We start from the raw sequence: 15,702 nt of genomic DNA on the forward strand, positions 1-15,702 counted from the left end.
CCGCGCACCGGCGCGTGGCGCGTTCCAACGCCACTGGACCGTGAGTCGAGGACCGCGGCGCAGGCTGGCGCTCGCGCACGGTCCGTCCGTCCCCAGTGGTGCCGCGAGCGGCACGAGCGACACCGGCCCGCGCCATCCGACTCATTCACCGCGAAGGAGCCCCATGGCCCGAAGGGCAGTCATCACCGGAATCGGCGTCGTCGCGCCGGGAGGGATCGGAACCGAACCCTTCTGGCAACTCCTCGTCGAGGGCAGGACGGCGACCCGTACGATCACGCAGTTCGACGCCAGCGGACACCGCTGCCGCGTCGCGGCCGAGTGCGACTTCGACCCGCTCGCGCTCGGTCTGACCCCGCAGGAGGTGCGCCGCACCGACCGGGTCTCCCAGCTCGCCATGGTCGCGGCCGGCGAGGCCCTCGCCGACAGCGGTCTGGAGATCGACGGTGCGCTGGCCGAGCGCACCGGAGTGGCCCTCGGCAGTGCCGTGGGCGGCACCACCACCATGGAGCGGGAGTACTCCGTGCTCTCCGAGGGCGGCCGGAACTGGGTGGTGGACCCGTCGTTCGCGGTGCCCCACCTGTACGACTACTTCCTGCCCAGTTCCATCGCCGCCGAGGTCGCCCGCACCACGGGCGCCCTGGGGCCCGCCTCGGTGGTGTCCACCGGGTGCACCTCCGGCATCGACTCGGTGGGCTACGCGGCGGAGCTGATCCGGGACGGCGAGGCCGACGTGATGGTCACCGGCGCCACCGACGCGCCGATCTCGCCCATCACGGTGACCTGCTTCGACGTCATCCGGGCCACGTCCGCGCGCAACGACGACCCGGCGACCGCGTGCCGCCCCTTCGACCGGACCCGCACGGGCCTGATCCTCGGCGAGGGTTCGGCCGTGCTGGTCCTGGAGGAACTGGAGCACGCCCGGCGGCGCGGGGCGACGATCTACGCGGAGGTGTCCGGGTACGCCGCGCGCTGCAACGCGTACCACATGACCGGGCTGACGGCGGAGGGCAAGGAGATGTCCGAGGCCATCGACCTCGCCCTGGCGGAGGCGCGCGTGGACCCGGGTGCGGTGGACTACGTCAACGCCCACGGCTCCGGCACCAAGCAGAACGACCGGCACGAGACGGCCGCCGTGAAGCGCAGCCTCGGCCGGCACGCCTACGAGACGCCGATGAGCGGCATCAAGTCCATGATCGGCCACTCGCTCGGCGCGATCGGATCGCTGGAGATCGCGGCGTGCGCCCTGTCCATGCGGCACGGCGTGGTCGTCCCGACGGCCAACCTGCACGAGCCGGATCCCGAGTGCGACCTGGACTACGTGCCGAACACCGCCCGGGAGAAGCGGCTGGACGCGGTGCTCACGGTGGGTAGTGGTTTCGGAGGTTTCCAGAGCGCGATGGTGCTCACGAGTCTGGAGCGGACCGCAGCATGACCAAGGACGTCGTTGTCACGGGTGCGGACGCCGTCGCACCGAACGGAGTCGGCCTGGAGACCTACTGGGCCGCCGCCCTCAAGGGCGTGTCGGCGATCCAGCCCATCAGCCGGTTCGACGCCACCGGTTATCCGGTGCGGCTGGCCGCCGAGATACCCCCGTCCGACGCGGAGAGCGCCTTCCCAAGGAAGCTGGTGCCGCAGACCGACCGGCTCACCCAACTGGCCATGATGTGCGCGGACAGCGCGCTGTCCGCCGCCGGGGTGGACCCCGCGGAACTGCCCGAGTTCGGCGCCGGGGTGGCCGTCTCCAGCGCCAGCGGCGGTCTGGAGTTCGGCCAGCGGCAGTTGCAGCAGCTGTGGGGCACCGGGTGGGAGTCGGTCAGTCCCTACATGTCGTTCGCCTGGTACTACGCCGTCAACACCGGGCAGATCTCCATCCGCAACGCGCTGCGGGGGCCCAGTGGGGTGGTCGTCTCGGAGCAGGCCGGCGGCCTGGACTCGATCGCGTTCGCCCGCCGGAGGGTGCGCCGCGGGACGCCGGTCATGCTCGCCGGCGGCTTCGACAGCGTGCTGTGCCCGTACGGCGTCTCGACCGTGTCCGTGGCCACCGGGGTGAGTCGCGCCGGCGACCCCGAGCGGGCCTTCCTGCCGTTCCACTCCTCGTCCTCCGGGTTCGTGCCCGGGGAGGGCGGGGCCGTCATGGTGCTGGAGTCCCGTGCGTCCGCCGCCGAACGTGACGCGACCGTGCTGGGTTCGGTGGCCGGCCACGCGGCGGCCTTCGACCCGGACCCGTCTGGCTCCGGCGGCGACGGGCTGGCGCGGGCCGCCCGCGGTGCGCTGGCCGATGCCGGGCTGCCGCCCGAGGCCGTCGACGTCGTGTTCGCCGACGCCGCCGGCAGCCCCGACCTCGACCGGGCCGAGGCCGACGCGCTGACCGCGCTGTTCGGTGCCGGAGGGGTGCCGGTGAGCACGCCCAAGGCGCTGGTGGGACGGCTGATGTCCGGGGGCTCGGCCCTCGACGCGGTCACGGCCCTGCTCAGCCTGCGCGACGGGCTCGTCCCGCCCGTGCCCGGCGTCGCGCCGGACGAGGTGGACCCACGGGTCGACCTGGTGGTCGGGGAGCCCCGTGGCGGGGAGTTCCGCACGGCGCTGGTGCTGGCGAGGGGACACGGGGGCTTCGCCTCGGCGATGGTGCTCACCGCGTCCTGAACACGCACGGGCCCGGGGCCCGGCTCGTGTCTCGAGCCGGGCCCCGGGCCTTCACCGGTCGGGCATGCGCGCCGCGCGGGCTCCGCGTGATGCGGGGTGCTTCGGGCGACGCGGGGCGCTTCGGGCGACGCGGGGCGCTTCGGCGACGGGGCGCTTCGGGCGGAGCCTCAGCGCCGCTTGCCGGTCGGTACGACGTACCGCGTGAACAGCAGTTCCCGGATCACGTCGTCGCCGCCCTCGACCAGACCGACGTAGCGCAGGTCGCGGACCAGCTTTCCGATGGGGTGCTCGTGGGTGTAGCCGAGTCCGCCGAACATCTCGGAGCCGATGGTCGCCACCTGCCAGCCGGCCTGACCGCAGTACATCTTCGCGGCCAGCGCGGAGCGCAGGGTGCCCACCCGGTACAGGGCCACGGCGGCGTCGCCCCCGGCCAGGTAGCCGTCGAACTCCTCGGCGGCCGAGCGGCACTGGTTGCGCATCACGTCGATCAGCATCTCGATCTGGCCGAGCTTGCCGGCGAAGACCGCGTTGCGTGCCAGCGGGGCGCCGTGCACCCGTTTGGACCCCGCGTACTCCATCGCCAGGTCGCGCACCCGGCGGGCCATGCCGATGGCGGTCGCCGCGATGAGGATGCGGCTGGCGTTCAGCCCGATCTCCAGCAGCCGCAGTCCGTTGCCGGGCAGACGGTGGTCGGCCGGTACGACGCAGTCGCGCAGGGCGACCCGGTAGGTGGCCGAGCCGCGCATGCCGACCATGTTCCAGCGCTGGGTCAGCTCCACGCCCTCGGTGTGCCGGGGCACCAGGACCACGCCGAAGTCGGCGTCGTCGGCGGCGTCCCGGGCGACGACCAGCAGCAGGTCGGCGGCGTCGGTGTTGGTGGAGAAGTACTTGTCGCCGGTGACGATCACGCTGTCCCCGGCGCGGCGGCAGGTGGTCGTGATGCGCCCGAGTTCGCTGCCGGCCTCCTCCTCGCTCGCGAGGATGCCGAGGACGCCGCCGTCTTGGGCCAGGCGTTCCAGGTGCGGCCTGGTCAGGGCGTCGGCGCCGGAGAGCTGGAGCATGGTGGTGCCGAGCACGGACAGGAAGGAGCCGAAGGCGAAGCCGGCGTCCCCGTAGGACAGTTCGGAGACGACGTCCACGCTGTCCCGCAGGGAAAGGCCCGGACCGCCGTACTCGGCGGGGATCCACCAGTTGGCCAGCCCCGCCTCGGCCAGGCGGACCGAGGCGGGTGTGGGGACGGGCGGGAGTGTGTCGAAGTACTCCGTGGCCGGCAGCACCTCGGCGTGCACGAACGCCCGGACCCGTTCCAGGAGGTCGGCGGCCCGCGCCCCCGTGCCGGGGGACGCGGGGTGGACCGACGCGGGTGAGGCCACGGTCACGCCGCCTGGGTCAGACGGCGGTTGAAGACGTCGAGGAAGTCCTGGGGCGTCTCGAGAGCGGAGGCGTCGTCGTCCCCGAGCTTGACCTGGTAGTGCTGTTCGAGCGCGCTCGTCGTGGCGATGACGGCGAGCGAGTCGAAGCCCAGGTCGGCGAGGGGGGCGTGGAGGATGTCGCCGGACAGGTCGATGGTCTCGTCCTCGCCGACGGCGCGCAGCAGGAATCCCTTGAGTTCGTCGATGGTCAGTTCGGCCATGGGGGCTCTCCTCGGGTGTGGTTCTCGGGTGGTGGGGTGCGGCACGGATTCCGTGGGCGGGCCGTGCGGGTTCGGGTGACGACCGGCGGTCCGGTCGGGTCAGCGGCCTTCGGCGAAGGCGCGCGCCCGGGCCAGGGTCGCCCTGCTGTTGGAGCTCAGGGAGTGCTGTACGGCGTCCCGGGCGGCCTGGAGGGTGGCCGGGGGTGCGGGAAGGGCGGCGATGCCCTCGGGATCCAGCAGCACCTGGTGGCGGGCGGTGACCCGGACCATGCCGTCGGCGGCCTCCTCCACCAGCCACTCGCCGTTGTGGGCGCGCAGCACGGGCGGCAGCTTGGTCTGCTTGTAGACGATCTGCCGCTGCGGGACGCAGACCCGCCCGGAGACGGTGGTGTGCACGGAGCCGTCCGGCGCGCGGGTGTCCATCTCCATGTACTGCAGGCCGGTGACGTTCTCCCGCAGGTCCAGCCGGACGACGTGGGCGAGCCGGTCCGGCCATTTCGCCGCGTCGTAGAGGAAGTCGTACACGTCGCCCGCCGAACCGGCGATCAGCTCGGTGTCGGAGAAGTCCAGCAGGAGGTCGTCCTCGCTCCCGGCCCGCTCGGCCGCCAGGCGCAGATGGTCCAGTTCCAAGACGCTGTTGGTCTCGACGGCCGCGGCGATGCGGGCCAGTGCGGCCGGGTCGTCGCCGACGGCCCGGTAGTGGTGGTCCAGGACCACCGTGCACGCCTTGTCGCCGCGCTCGCGGACCTCCCACCTGCCGCCCATCGCGGCCACCGGGTCGGCGGGTTTCGTCTGTTCGAAGCGCACGCTGCGCGCGGCGGGGTCCAGACGGCGCCGGGACTCCCAGGTGCGCACCTCGCCGTGGGCCACGGCCCAGATGCGGATGTGCTCGTCGCTGTCGTCGCCCCGCGTCCGTTCGGCGCGCACGGTGGGCGGGAAGTACAGCGGCCACAGGCGCACGTCGGAGACGACGCGGTACACGGCGTCCGCCGGTGCCTCGATGTCGATCCGGTGCGTCACCTGCGTCGGCTCGGTGTCGCTCATGACGGGCTCTCTCCTCACCATCGGTGTGGTCGGGCGCGGTGGGGGCGGCGGGTTCACGCGGTCGTGGCCGGTGCGGTGGCGGGGTGTTCGCCGGTCCGCGCGGCGCGCATGTACGCCGCGAGCGCCTCGGGTGTGGGGTTTTCGAGGACCGCCTCGGCCGGCATTCGCAGGCCGGTGGCCGCGTTGAGCCGGTTGCGCAGGTCCACGCTGAGCAGTGAGTCGAAGCCCAGCTCCTTGAAGGAGTCGGTGGGCCGCACCGTCACGGCCTCGGTGTAGCCGAGGACTTCGGCGGCCTGCGCGCACACCATGTCCACGAGGTTCTGCGTGGAAGGGCCGCCGGGGCCGGCCGCGGCGGCCGGCCGGGTCGCGCCGGATGCGGCGACCGGGGCCGACGGGCCGGGCCGGGGCACGTCTCGCAGTCCCCGGAAGAGGGCGGCGGCGCGGGTGCCGGGACGGATCCGCTCGGGCACGGGGCTGAAGGCGGCCACCGCCGGCCGGGGCGAGGCCACGGCCTCGTCGAGGAGCCGCAGCGCGCTCCCGGTCGTCATGGGCGCGATGCCGATGGCGGCGAGAGCGGCCACGTCCGCGTCGGTCAGATGGGCGGTCATGCCCGTCCGGTCCTCCCACAGGCCCCACGCCACGGAGGTCGCGGCCAGCCCCTGGGCCCGGCGGTGGTGGGCGAGGGCGTCGAGGAAGGCGTTGGCGGCCGCGTAGTTGGCCTGGCCCGGCCCGCCGATCACCCCGACCGCGGAGGAGAACAGCACGAACGCCGACAGATCGAGGTCCCGTGTGAGTTCGTGCAGGTGCCAGGCGGCGTGCGCCTTGGGTGCCAGCACCGCCCGCATGCGGGCCGGGGTCATGCCGCCGATCAGTTTGTCGTCGAGCACACCGGCGGTGTGGAAGACGCTGCCCGGGGCGTGTTCGGCGATCACCTTGGCGAGCGCGTTCCGGTCGGTGACGTCGCAGGCCAGGACGTGTGCCGTGGCGCCGAGTCCGGCACAGTCCGCCACCAGCTCGGCGGCACCGGGTGCGGCGGGTCCGCGGCGGCTGAGCAGGACGACATCGCGAACGCCGTACGCCGTGACGAGATGACGGGTCAGGACGGCGCCCAGGCCGTCGGCGCCCCCGGTGACCAGGACGGGGCGGCCGGTGTCGAGGGTCCGGGGCATGGTGAGGGCGAGCTTGCCGTGCTGCCTGGCCCGGCTGAGCATCCGCAGCGGCCGCTGTCCCAGACGGACGTCCCAGGTGCGCAGCGGCAGGTGGACCAGGGCTCCGGAGCGGAACAGCGCGATGAGCTCGTCCAGCACCTCGCCGATCCGCTCGGGGGCGACGCCCAGGATGTTGTACGCCTGGTAGCCGATGCCGGGGTACTGCTCCTGGATCCGGCCCGTGTCCCTGATGTCCGTCTTGCCCATCTCGGCGAAGCGTCCGCCGGGGGCCAGCAGGCGCAGGGAGGCGTCGACCGCCTCGTTGGCGAGGGAGTTGAGCACGACGTCCACGCCCCGGCCGGCGGTCACCTCCCGGAACTCGTGCTCGAAGTCGAGCGAGCGGGAGGACGCGATGTGGTCGTCGGGCACGCCCCACTCGCGCAGGATGCCGTGTTTCGCGGGCCCCGCGGTGGCGAAGACGTCGGCGCCGAGATGGCGGGCGAGCTGGAGGGCGGCGAGGCCGACGCCGCCGGTGGCGGTGTGCACGAGTACCGACTCGCCCGGCCGGACGGCGGCGACGTCCACCAGGCACTGGTAGGCGGTGATGAACACGATGGGGACGCTCGCGGCCTGCGCGTCGCTCCAGCCGTCGGGAACGCGCCGGACCATCCGTTCGTCGGCGACGGCGACCGGCCCGAGGGAGCGTTCGAAGACACCGAAGATCCGGTCCCCCACCGCGATGCGGGTGACCTCGGCCCCGACCTCCGTGACCACTCCGGCGCCCTCGCTGCCCATGGTCTTCTCGGAGGCGACCAGTCCCAGTCCCACGGCGATGTCACGGAAGTTGAGGCCCGCCGCCCGCACCTCGACGCGGATCTCCCGGGCACCGAGGGGCAGGGTGGCCTCCGGGTGCGGGACCAGCGCCAGACGGTCCAGCGTGCCCTTGGCGGTGACGTCGAGGCGCCAGGCGGAGTGGCCCTGCGGCACGGGCAGGCCCCGGTCGTCCGCCGGCCGCAGCCTCGGCACGTGGACCCGGCCCTGACGGATCGCCGTCTCGGGCTCCTCCAGGGCGAGGGCCGTGGGCAGGGCGGCCACGGAGGCCGGGTCGTCGTCGAGGTCGACCAGCTGGAAGGCGCCGGGGTGTTCGGCCTGCGCCGCCCTCACCAGTCCGCCGACGGCGGCCGCGGCCAGGCCCGGCAGGGTCTCGCTGCCGGTGACGTCCACGGCCCGGCGGGTCACCACGGCCAGGCGGGACCGGGTGAACCGGTCGTCGCCGAGCCACTGCTGGAGCAGGTCGGTGACCTCTCCCGTCAGCCGTTCGACGGTGGCGGGCAGCGCCTCGCCGCCCGTCCGCGGCACCTCCGGGTGGACGACCAGGACGGGCGGCACCGTCGTGGGCAGCGTCTCCAGGTCCGGGAAGTCCCGCCCGGCTCCCAGACCGGGGGCCGCCAGGCTCGCCCAGTCGGGCAGCGGGGGCAGATCGTCCACGGCCGCGCGCTCCCAGGCCAGTTCCAGGCTCGTGGCCCCGTCGTCGGAACCGTTGGTCGCCGTCAGGGGCCGCAGGACGAGCGAGCCCACCGTGGCGACGGGCCGGCCCTTCTCGTCCGTGCAGGACACCGAGAGCTCTGTCCCGCCGCCCGTCGTGCGCACCCGGAGTGTGCGGGCCGTGGTGGCCGGCAGGGTGACGTCACGCCAGGTGAAGGGGACGTTCAGCTCGTCGCCGGTGCCGAGGAGCGCGGCGTGCAGGGCGGCGTCGAGCAGCACCGGGTGCGCGGTGGTGTACGGGCCGCCGGGCGGGTCCTGGTCGAGGGCCACCTCGGCGTACGTCTCGAGGCCGCGTGTCCAGGCGCGTCGCAGGCCGCGGAAGGCGGGCCCGTAGTGGTAGCCGCGCCGGGCCAGCCTCTCGTAGGCGTCGGCCGGGTCGAGCGGTTCGGCGTCCCGGGGCGGCCACACGGTGTCGTGCGGTGCCGGGGGGACCGTGCCGTCGGCGGGGGCGAGGACGGCGGTGGCGTGTTCCGTCCAGGCGGTTTCGTCCGGGGCGCGGCCGTGCACCGAGGCGGCGCGGCGGCCCGAGGCGTCGGCGGGCTCCAGCATCACGCGGATCTCCACGGAGCCCTGTCGCGGGACGGGCAGCGCCAGCCCGACGGTCAGCTCCTCGATCCGGGGGCAGCCGACGGCGGTCCCCGCCCGCGCGGCGAGGGACAGCAGCGCGGTGGCCGGGACCAGCGCGGTGTCCCGTACGACGTGATCGGTCAGCCAGGGCTGCCGGGCCGGGTCGAAGGCGGCCGACAGGACGGTCCGGCCGTCCGGCAGGGACACGGGTCCACCGGCGAGGGCTGCGGCCTCCGGGGCGGCCGGCGGTGCGCCGGTGACCCAGTACCTGCTGCGGCTGAAGACGAAGCCCGGCAACTCGATCCGGCGGCCCGCGGGCTGGACGGAGGAGAGGTCCGCCGGCACACCCGAGGCCTGGGCCGCGGCGGCCGAGGCGAGGAACTGGCTGAGCCCGGTCCCCCGCCGGAGCGAGCCGATGACCGTGCCCCGCACGCCGGCGGAATCGAGGATGTCGGTCAGGGCCATCGTGAGGACGGGGTGGGGGCTGATCTCCAGGAACGTGCGGTGCCTGCGCGCGACGAGCCGTTCCACCGCGGTCCTGAAACGCACGGTGCCGCGCAGGTTGTCGTACCAGTAGGAGGCGTCGAGGACCGTGGGGTCGACGGCCTCGCCGGCCAGGGTGGAGTACACGGGTACGGCGGAGGGGCGCGGCAGGACGCCCGTCAGCTGCCGGGCGAGGGGCTCCTTGAGCACCTCGACGGCCTCGGTGTGGGAGGCGTAGTCGACGTCGATGCGGCGGGCGTCGACGCCCGTGCGCGCGCAGGCCGCGAGCAGCTCGGTCAGCGCGTCCTGGGGTCCGGCGACGACGGTGGCGCGCGGGCCGTTGAGGGCCGCGATGCCGATGCCGGCGGCGCCGCCCACGGTCTTCAGCAGGTCCCGGGTCTCGTCGGCGCCCAGCGGTACGGAGACCATGCCTCCGGTGCCGGCGAGGGTGTGCAGGGCCTTGCTGCGCAGTGCGACGATCCGGCAGGCGTCGGCCAGGCTCAGCGCGCCGGCCACGTGCGCGGCGGCGATCTCGCCCTGGGAGTGGCCGACGACGGCCGCCGGGCGGACCCCGACGCTCTCCCACAGCCGCGCCAGCGACACCATCACGGCGAACAGCGCGGGCTGGACGACGTCCACCCGTTCCAGCGCCTGACCGCGCAGCGCGTCCTGGAGCTGCCATCCGCAATAGGGCAGGAGCGCCTCGGCGCACGCGGCCATGCTGTCGCGGAAGACCGGGGACTCCTCGCACAGCGCGAGTCCCATCTCCCGCCACTGCGAGCCCTGCCCGGGGAAGACGAAGACCGGGCCGGTGGAGTCGCGCCGGGCCTCGCCGCCGAGCACGGTCGGGGACCGGTAGGTGCCCGGGACGGCCGGGACGGCCTCGCCGCGGGCCAGCCGGTCGAGCCCGGCGCGCAGGTCCTGTGCCGTGTCGGCGACCACCGCGGCGCGGTGGGTGAAGCGGGTGCGGCCGCGCAGGACGTGGGCGACGTCCTGCGGCGCCGTGCCGGGAGCCCGGGTCAGGAAGTCGGCCAGGGCGGACGCCTGCCGGCGCAGCGACTCCGGGTTCGGGGCGGACAGCTGCCACACGAAGGGCCCTTCGGCGGTGCCGGCCCCGGTCTCGGGCTCGGTGTCGGCCTCTTCCAGGACGAGGTGGGCGTTGGTGCCGCTGATCCCGAAGGAGGACACGGCGGCCCGCCGCGGCCGCTCGCCGCGCGGCCAGGGGCGTTCCTCGGTGAGCAGGGCGAGGCCGCTGTTCTCCCAGTCCACGTGCGGGCTGGGGCGGTCGGCGTGGAGGGTGGCGGGCAGCACGCCGGCCCGCAGGGCCTGGACCATCTTGATCACGCCGCCGACCCCGGCGGCGGCCTGGGTGTGTCCCAGGTTCGACTTCAGCGAGCCCAGCCACAGCGGGGACCCGCCGGTGCGTCCCCGGCCGTAGGCCGACGCCAGTGCGCGGGCCTCGATGGGGTCGCCGAGCGGCGTTCCGGTGCCGTGCGCCTCGACCGCGTCGATGTCGTCGGGTCGCAGGCCTGCCGCGCGCAGGGCGCGGTCGATGACGTCCTGCTGGGCCGCCATGTTCGGTGCGGTGAGCCCGTTGCTGGCACCGTCCTGGTTGACGGCGCTGCCGCGGATCACGGCGAGGACGCGGTGGCCCCGGGCGACGGCGTCGGGCAGGCGTTCCAGCAGGAGCAGGCCGGCGCCCTCGGACCACGCCGTGCCGTCGGCGTCGGCGGAGAAGGACTTGCACCGCCCGTCCGGTGAGAGGCCGCCCTGCCGGCTGAAGTCGATGAACATGCCCGGGGTGGGCATCACCGCGACCCCGCCGGCCAGGGCCATGTCGCACTCCCCCTGGCGCAGCGACTGCGCGGCCAGGTGCAGGGCGACCAGGGACGAGGAGCAGGCCGTGTCCACGGTGATGGCGGGGCCGCGCAGCCCGAACCAGTAGGCGATGCGGCCCGATGCCACACTCGGGGTGCTGCCGGTGATGCGGTAGCCGCCGGCGCCCTGGTTGTCCTCGTGCAGGCGCGGCCCGTACTCCTGGGCCATGGCGCCGACGAAGACACCGACGTCGGCGTCGGCGAGCGACTCGCGTGACAGTCCGGCCCGTTCGAAGGTCTCCCAGGCCACTTCGAGGAGCACGCGCTGCTGCGGGTCCATGCCGGCCGCCTCGCGCGGTGCGATGCCGAAGAACTTGGCGTCGAACAGGTCCGCGTCGTGCAGGAAGCCGCCGTGCCGGGTGCTGGACGCGGTGGTGGTGTCGGCGGTGGGGTCGTCGGCCGCCGCGACATCCCAGCCGCGGTTGTCGGGGAACTCGGTGATCGCGTCGCCGCGCGAGGCCACCAGGCGCCACAGGTCGTCCGGGGTGGTGACGCCCCCGGGGTAGCGGCAGCCCATGGACACGATCGCGATCGCGTCCTGCTCGCCGTGCGGAGAAGCCGGTTCGCGGTTCATGTGTGCAGCAGGCCTTTCGGTCAGAGCGGCGTGTCCGCGCGGAACGCCTCGATCAGCGAGGCGGGGGTGGGCCGGTCGAAGAGCAGCGTGGTCGGCAGGGAGCGGCCGGTGATCCGGGCGAGGGTGGTGCGCAGGGCCACGGCCATGCGGGAGTCCAGTCCCAGCTCGCTGAAGGAGCGGCCCACGTCGAGGTCGGCGTCCGGGCCGAGTCCGAGGGCCTGGAGCGTGCAGGTCACCACGAGGTCGAAGGGGTCCCCGCTCCACCGCGGGGCGGCCGGATGGGCCGGTGGCGGTGCCGGCGCGTCGACGGTGTCGAGCCAGTGGCGGCGCCGCTGGAACGGGTAGAGGGGCAGGTCGACGCGCCGGGCGGGGCCGCCGAGCACGGCCTCCCAGCGCACCGGCAGGCCGGACACATGGGCGCCGGCGGCGGTCTCGGCGATGCCCGCGGCCTCCTCCCGGGTGGCCATCGGGGCGCTGAAGCGTTCCGTGCCGTACCCGACGGTCTCCGCGGCGAGCGTGGTCAGCGCCCGGCCCGGCCCGATCTCCACGAAGAACCGGGCGCCCAGCCGGTGCGCCGTGGTGAGCGCGGGGCCGAACCGCACGGGCGCGCACACGTGGTGGACCCAGTAGTCGGGGTCGGCGAACCGACGGGGATCCACCAGCTCGCCGGTGACCGTGGAGACGATCGGCGGGCCGCCCGGGAGCCTCCAGGTGAGGCCTTCGGCGACGGACCGCAGGCCCTTCTGCACGGGGGCCATGAGCGGCGAGTGCCCGGCCACGGAGACCCGGAGCCGGCGGGTGCGGCGGCCCAGGTCCTCGAAGTGGGCCGCCGCCTTCAGCGTGGCGCTCTCCTCGCCGGACAGGACCACGGACCGGGAGCCGTTGACGGCGGCGATCCCGACGAGCCCGGGGGTGCGGTCCACCACGCGGCGCGCCTCGTCCTCCTCGGCCTGTACGGCCACCATGACGCCGCCGGGCGGCAGTTCGGCGATCAGCCGGGCCCGGTGGGCGACCAGGCCGGCCGCGTCCTCCAGGGACAGCGTGCCCGTGAGGTGGGCCACCGCGATCTCGCCGAGCGAGTGACCGATCAGCAGGTCCGGCACGATGCCGAAGGACTCCAGCAGCCGGTACAGCGCCACCTCGACGGCGAACAGGGCGGGCTGCGCGTGCTCGGTGCGGTCCACCTCCTGCCGCTGCCACATGGCGTCGGCGAGGTCGGCGCCCAGCACGGGTTCGAGCCGGGCGCACACGTCGTCGAAGACCTGGGCGAAAACCGGGAACTCCTTGTACAGGCCCTGTCCCATGCCGAGGCGCTGCGCGCCCTGCCCGGCGAACAGGAAGGCGGTGCGGCCCTCGCCGCGCAGTCCCTGGACGAGGCCCCTCTCGCCGTCGTCGGGCGAGCCGTCGGCCAGGGCGCGCAGCCGCTGCGCCAGTTCGTCCCGGTCCGAGGCGATGACACCGGCCCGGTGGGCGAACGCGGTACGGGCCGTCGCGGCCGTCCAGGCCAGGTCGGCGAGGGCGAGCGGCCGGCCCGGGTCGGCGACCGCGTCGGCGAGGTCGCGGGCCCTGGCCCTGAGGGCCTCGGGTGCCGGGGCGGACAGGACGACGGGCACGGCCGAGACGGCGGCGCCCGGCCGCACGGGACCGGCCGGGGCCGGTGCCTCGCCCAGGACCACATGGCAGTTGGTGCCGCCGAGGCCGAAGGAGGAGACCCCGGCGACACGCGGCCGGTCCTGCGCGGGCCAGTCCCTGCCCCGGTCGCACACCCGCACCCCGAGTGCCTTCAGATCGATGGCCGGATTGGGGGTACGGAAGTTGAGGCTGGCCGGGAGCCGGCGGTGGAACAGGGCGAGCGCGGTCTTGATGAACCCGGCGATGCCGGCGGCGGCCTCCAGGTGCCCGATGTTGGTCTTGACCGAGCCGACCAGCAGCGGCCGGTCGTCCGGGCGTCCGTGCCCGAGGACTCCGCCCAGCGCCGCGGCCTCGACGGGGTCGCCCAACGCGGTGCCGGTGCCGTGCAGTTCGACGTAGGACACCTCGGCGGGTGCGACGTGGGCCTGCCGGCAGGCAGCGGCGAGAACCTCGCGCTGCGCGGCCTCGCTGGGCGCGGTCAGCGCCGTCCGGTCGCCGTCGCTGTTCATCGCCCCGCCCAGCAGGGTGCAGTAGACCCGGTCGCCGTCCGCCAGGGCCCGGTCCAGGGGTTTGAGGACCACGACGCCGGCGCCCTCGCCGCGGACGATGCCGTCGGCCCGGGCGTCGAAGGTGTGGCAGCGGCCGCGGGGCGACAGGGCGCCCAGCGCCTCCACCACGTCGTCGCCCTCCGGGGTGAGGTTGAGCTGCACGCCGCCCACCACGGCCGCGGCGCACTCGCCCCGGCGCAGCGCCAGCACGGCCTGGTGCAGCGCGGCCAGGGACGAGGACTGGCCGGTGTCGACGACGAGACTCGGGCCGGTGAAGCCGTGGAAGTGGGAGATGCGGTTGGCCAGGAAGGTCCGGCCGGTGCCGGTCATCGTGTAGGCGGAGGGCAGTGCGCCGCCGGTGCGGCTGAGGAACGCGTACTCGTCGGAGCCGGCGCCGACGAAGACGCCGACGGGCCCGGACGACAGCTCGCGCGGGGTGGTGCGGGCGTCCTCCACGGCGTGCCAGGTGAGTTCCAGGAGCAGCCGCTGCTGCGGGTCGAGCGCGGCCGCCTCGGGGGCGGGCACACCGAAGAACCCGGCGTCGAACAGGTCGACGTCCGGCAGGTAGCCGCCGGGGCGGCGGCCCGCGCGGCTGCCGGTGCCAGGGGCGATGGCGTCCTCGCCCGCCAGCAGCAGCCGCCAGAACGCGGCGAGTCCGTCCGCCCCGGGGAACCGGCACGCCATGCCGACGACGGCCACCGGGGTGTCGCCGGTCCCGGCCTCCGGCCGTTCCCGGCGAGGGGACCCTGCGGCCTCGGGGCCGCGGTCGGTGTCGCGTGCGGGGCTCATGGCTTCCTTCCTGTCTCGGCGGCCGTGGACGGGCGCGATCCGGCCGCGGCTCCGGCGGGTACGGCCGGACCGGACAGCACGCACCAGGCCTGCTCCACGGACCGGATGTCGGCCTCGTCGCCACGGGCGCGGTCGGGCAGCAGGGTCAGGACGGCGCTGTGCCCGCCGGCGAGCGCGCGCTGCCGCCTGGCCAGGGTCGCCAGGCTGTTGCCGGGCCCCGCCTCGACGAGCAGGCATCCGGGGTGCTCGTCGAGCACGGTCGTCAGGGTCGGTGCGAAGTGGACGGTCTCGGCGGGCTGCCGGGCCCAGAACTCGGGGTCGCGGGCCCGGTCCGCGCCGAGGAGGCCGCGGGTGTAGGCGGAATAGAGGGGCAGCCTCGGCGGCGCCAGGCGCACCCTGTGCCAGGCGGGCAGGGAGGCGGCCACGGCGGGTTCGACGACGGGGCTGTGGAAGGCCTGGCGGGCGCGGACGTCCTGGCAGACCAGCCCGCGCGCGGTGAGGGTCCGCGCGGCGTCGTCCAGCGGGGCGCGCTCCCCCGCCAGCAGCAACTGGCGGGCGGCGTTCACCGCGGCCAGGTGCACGGTGGGGCCCAGGAGGTCGGAGACGTCGTCCACGGAGGCGGCGACCGCGAGCATCCCGCCGGGCGGGGTGTCGGCGAACAGGGACATGCGGTCGCGCATCAGCCGGATGCCGTCGGTGAATTCGAGGACGCCGGCGAGTGTCGCGGCGACCAGTTCGCCCACGCTGTGGCCGAACAGCGCCGCCGGGCGCAACCCCTGGTCCAGCAGCATGCGGCCCAGGGCGTGCCCCACCGCGTAGAGCAGGGGCTGCGCGACGGTGACGTCGTCGTAGTCGGGTGCCGGTTGCGGCGCGAGCCACTGCTCCCGCAGGCGGACGCCGTCCGGTCCGAGGAGCCGGAACGCCTCGTCCATCCAGGCCGTGAACGTCTCGTCGTGGCCGTGGAGTCCGGCCGCCATCCTCGGATGCTGCGCGCCCTGACCGGCGAACATCAGGACCACGGGCCTGGTCCGCCCTGCCGTGTCCGGCATCTCCACCCCTTTCCTCGTGTCGACCAGACGGTCATCCCCGGGGGTCGAGGCGCGCCGGAGGACCGTTCGAACCTCGGTGATCCGTCCCGGCTCGAGCCGGCTTCGACACCGCGGACCGACACTCCCCCGCGGCGGCGGACGGTCGCCGCAGGGTCCGAGCGCACACGGGG

Annotated in this window: 8 protein-coding genes and 1 pseudogene; 2 read left to right on the forward strand and 7 right to left on the reverse strand. The window is 74.8% G+C overall.

The window, feature by feature from the left end; genetic code table 11:
• The first annotated feature begins 163 nt into the window (after positions 1-163).
• Positions 164-1,432 carry a beta-ketoacyl-[acyl-carrier-protein] synthase family protein gene (locus AC0665_RS18945; RefSeq protein WP_478705398.1) on the forward strand — a complete coding sequence of 423 codons (1,269 nt, stop codon included), beginning with the start codon at positions 164-166 and terminating at the stop codon, positions 1,430-1,432.
• Positions 1,429-2,643: a beta-ketoacyl synthase N-terminal-like domain-containing protein gene (locus tag AC0665_RS18950; RefSeq protein ID WP_478705399.1), complete on the forward strand. Its 1,215-nt coding sequence runs from the start codon at positions 1,429-1,431 to the stop codon at positions 2,641-2,643. The genes AC0665_RS18945 and AC0665_RS18950 overlap by 4 nt, the downstream gene beginning before the upstream one ends.
• A 167-nt stretch (positions 2,644-2,810) precedes the next feature.
• On the opposite strand, the gene AC0665_RS18955 is transcribed toward AC0665_RS18950, so the two are convergent.
• The 7 genes and pseudogenes from AC0665_RS18955 to AC0665_RS18985 all read right to left on the reverse strand — a co-directional run bounded on the left by AC0665_RS18955 (position 2,811) and on the right by AC0665_RS18985 (position 15,532).
• On the reverse strand, positions 2,811-4,022 hold the full coding sequence (locus AC0665_RS18955; protein WP_478705400.1) for an acyl-CoA dehydrogenase family protein: 1,212 nt from the start codon (positions 4,020-4,022) through the stop codon (positions 2,811-2,813).
• Positions 4,019-4,276 (reverse strand): acyl carrier protein, encoded by a 258-nt coding sequence (locus AC0665_RS18960; RefSeq protein ID WP_363120636.1) that lies wholly within the window; start codon positions 4,274-4,276, stop codon positions 4,019-4,021. Before AC0665_RS18960 ends, AC0665_RS18955 begins: the two co-directional genes overlap by 4 nt.
• A gap of 99 nt (positions 4,277-4,375) precedes the next feature.
• Positions 4,376-5,320, reverse strand: coding sequence for an aromatase/cyclase (locus tag AC0665_RS18965; protein ID WP_478608306.1), 945 nt, complete (start codon positions 5,318-5,320; stop codon positions 4,376-4,378).
• Between the two features lie 53 nt (positions 5,321-5,373).
• Positions 5,374-5,868, reverse strand: a complete 495-nt coding sequence (locus AC0665_RS18970) for a phosphopantetheine-binding protein (RefSeq protein ID WP_478705496.1) — start codon at positions 5,866-5,868, stop codon at positions 5,374-5,376.
• A 30-nt stretch (positions 5,869-5,898) separates the two neighbouring features.
• Positions 5,899-11,538, reverse strand: a pseudogene (locus AC0665_RS18975) (SDR family NAD(P)-dependent oxidoreductase); the annotation flags it as partial.
• Complete coding sequence (locus AC0665_RS18980; protein WP_478705401.1) at positions 11,535-14,483, reverse strand: type I polyketide synthase; 2,949 nt, start codon at positions 14,481-14,483, stop codon at positions 11,535-11,537. The gene AC0665_RS18980 and the pseudogene AC0665_RS18975, both read right to left, overlap by 4 nt.
• Positions 14,480-15,532, reverse strand: coding sequence for an acyltransferase domain-containing protein (locus tag AC0665_RS18985; protein ID WP_478705402.1), 1,053 nt, complete (start codon positions 15,530-15,532; stop codon positions 14,480-14,482). The genes AC0665_RS18980 and AC0665_RS18985 overlap by 4 nt, the downstream gene beginning before the upstream one ends.
• Positions 15,533-15,702: the final 170 nt, after the last annotated feature.

Source organism: Streptomyces sp. NPDC043685 (genome assembly GCF_056436585.1).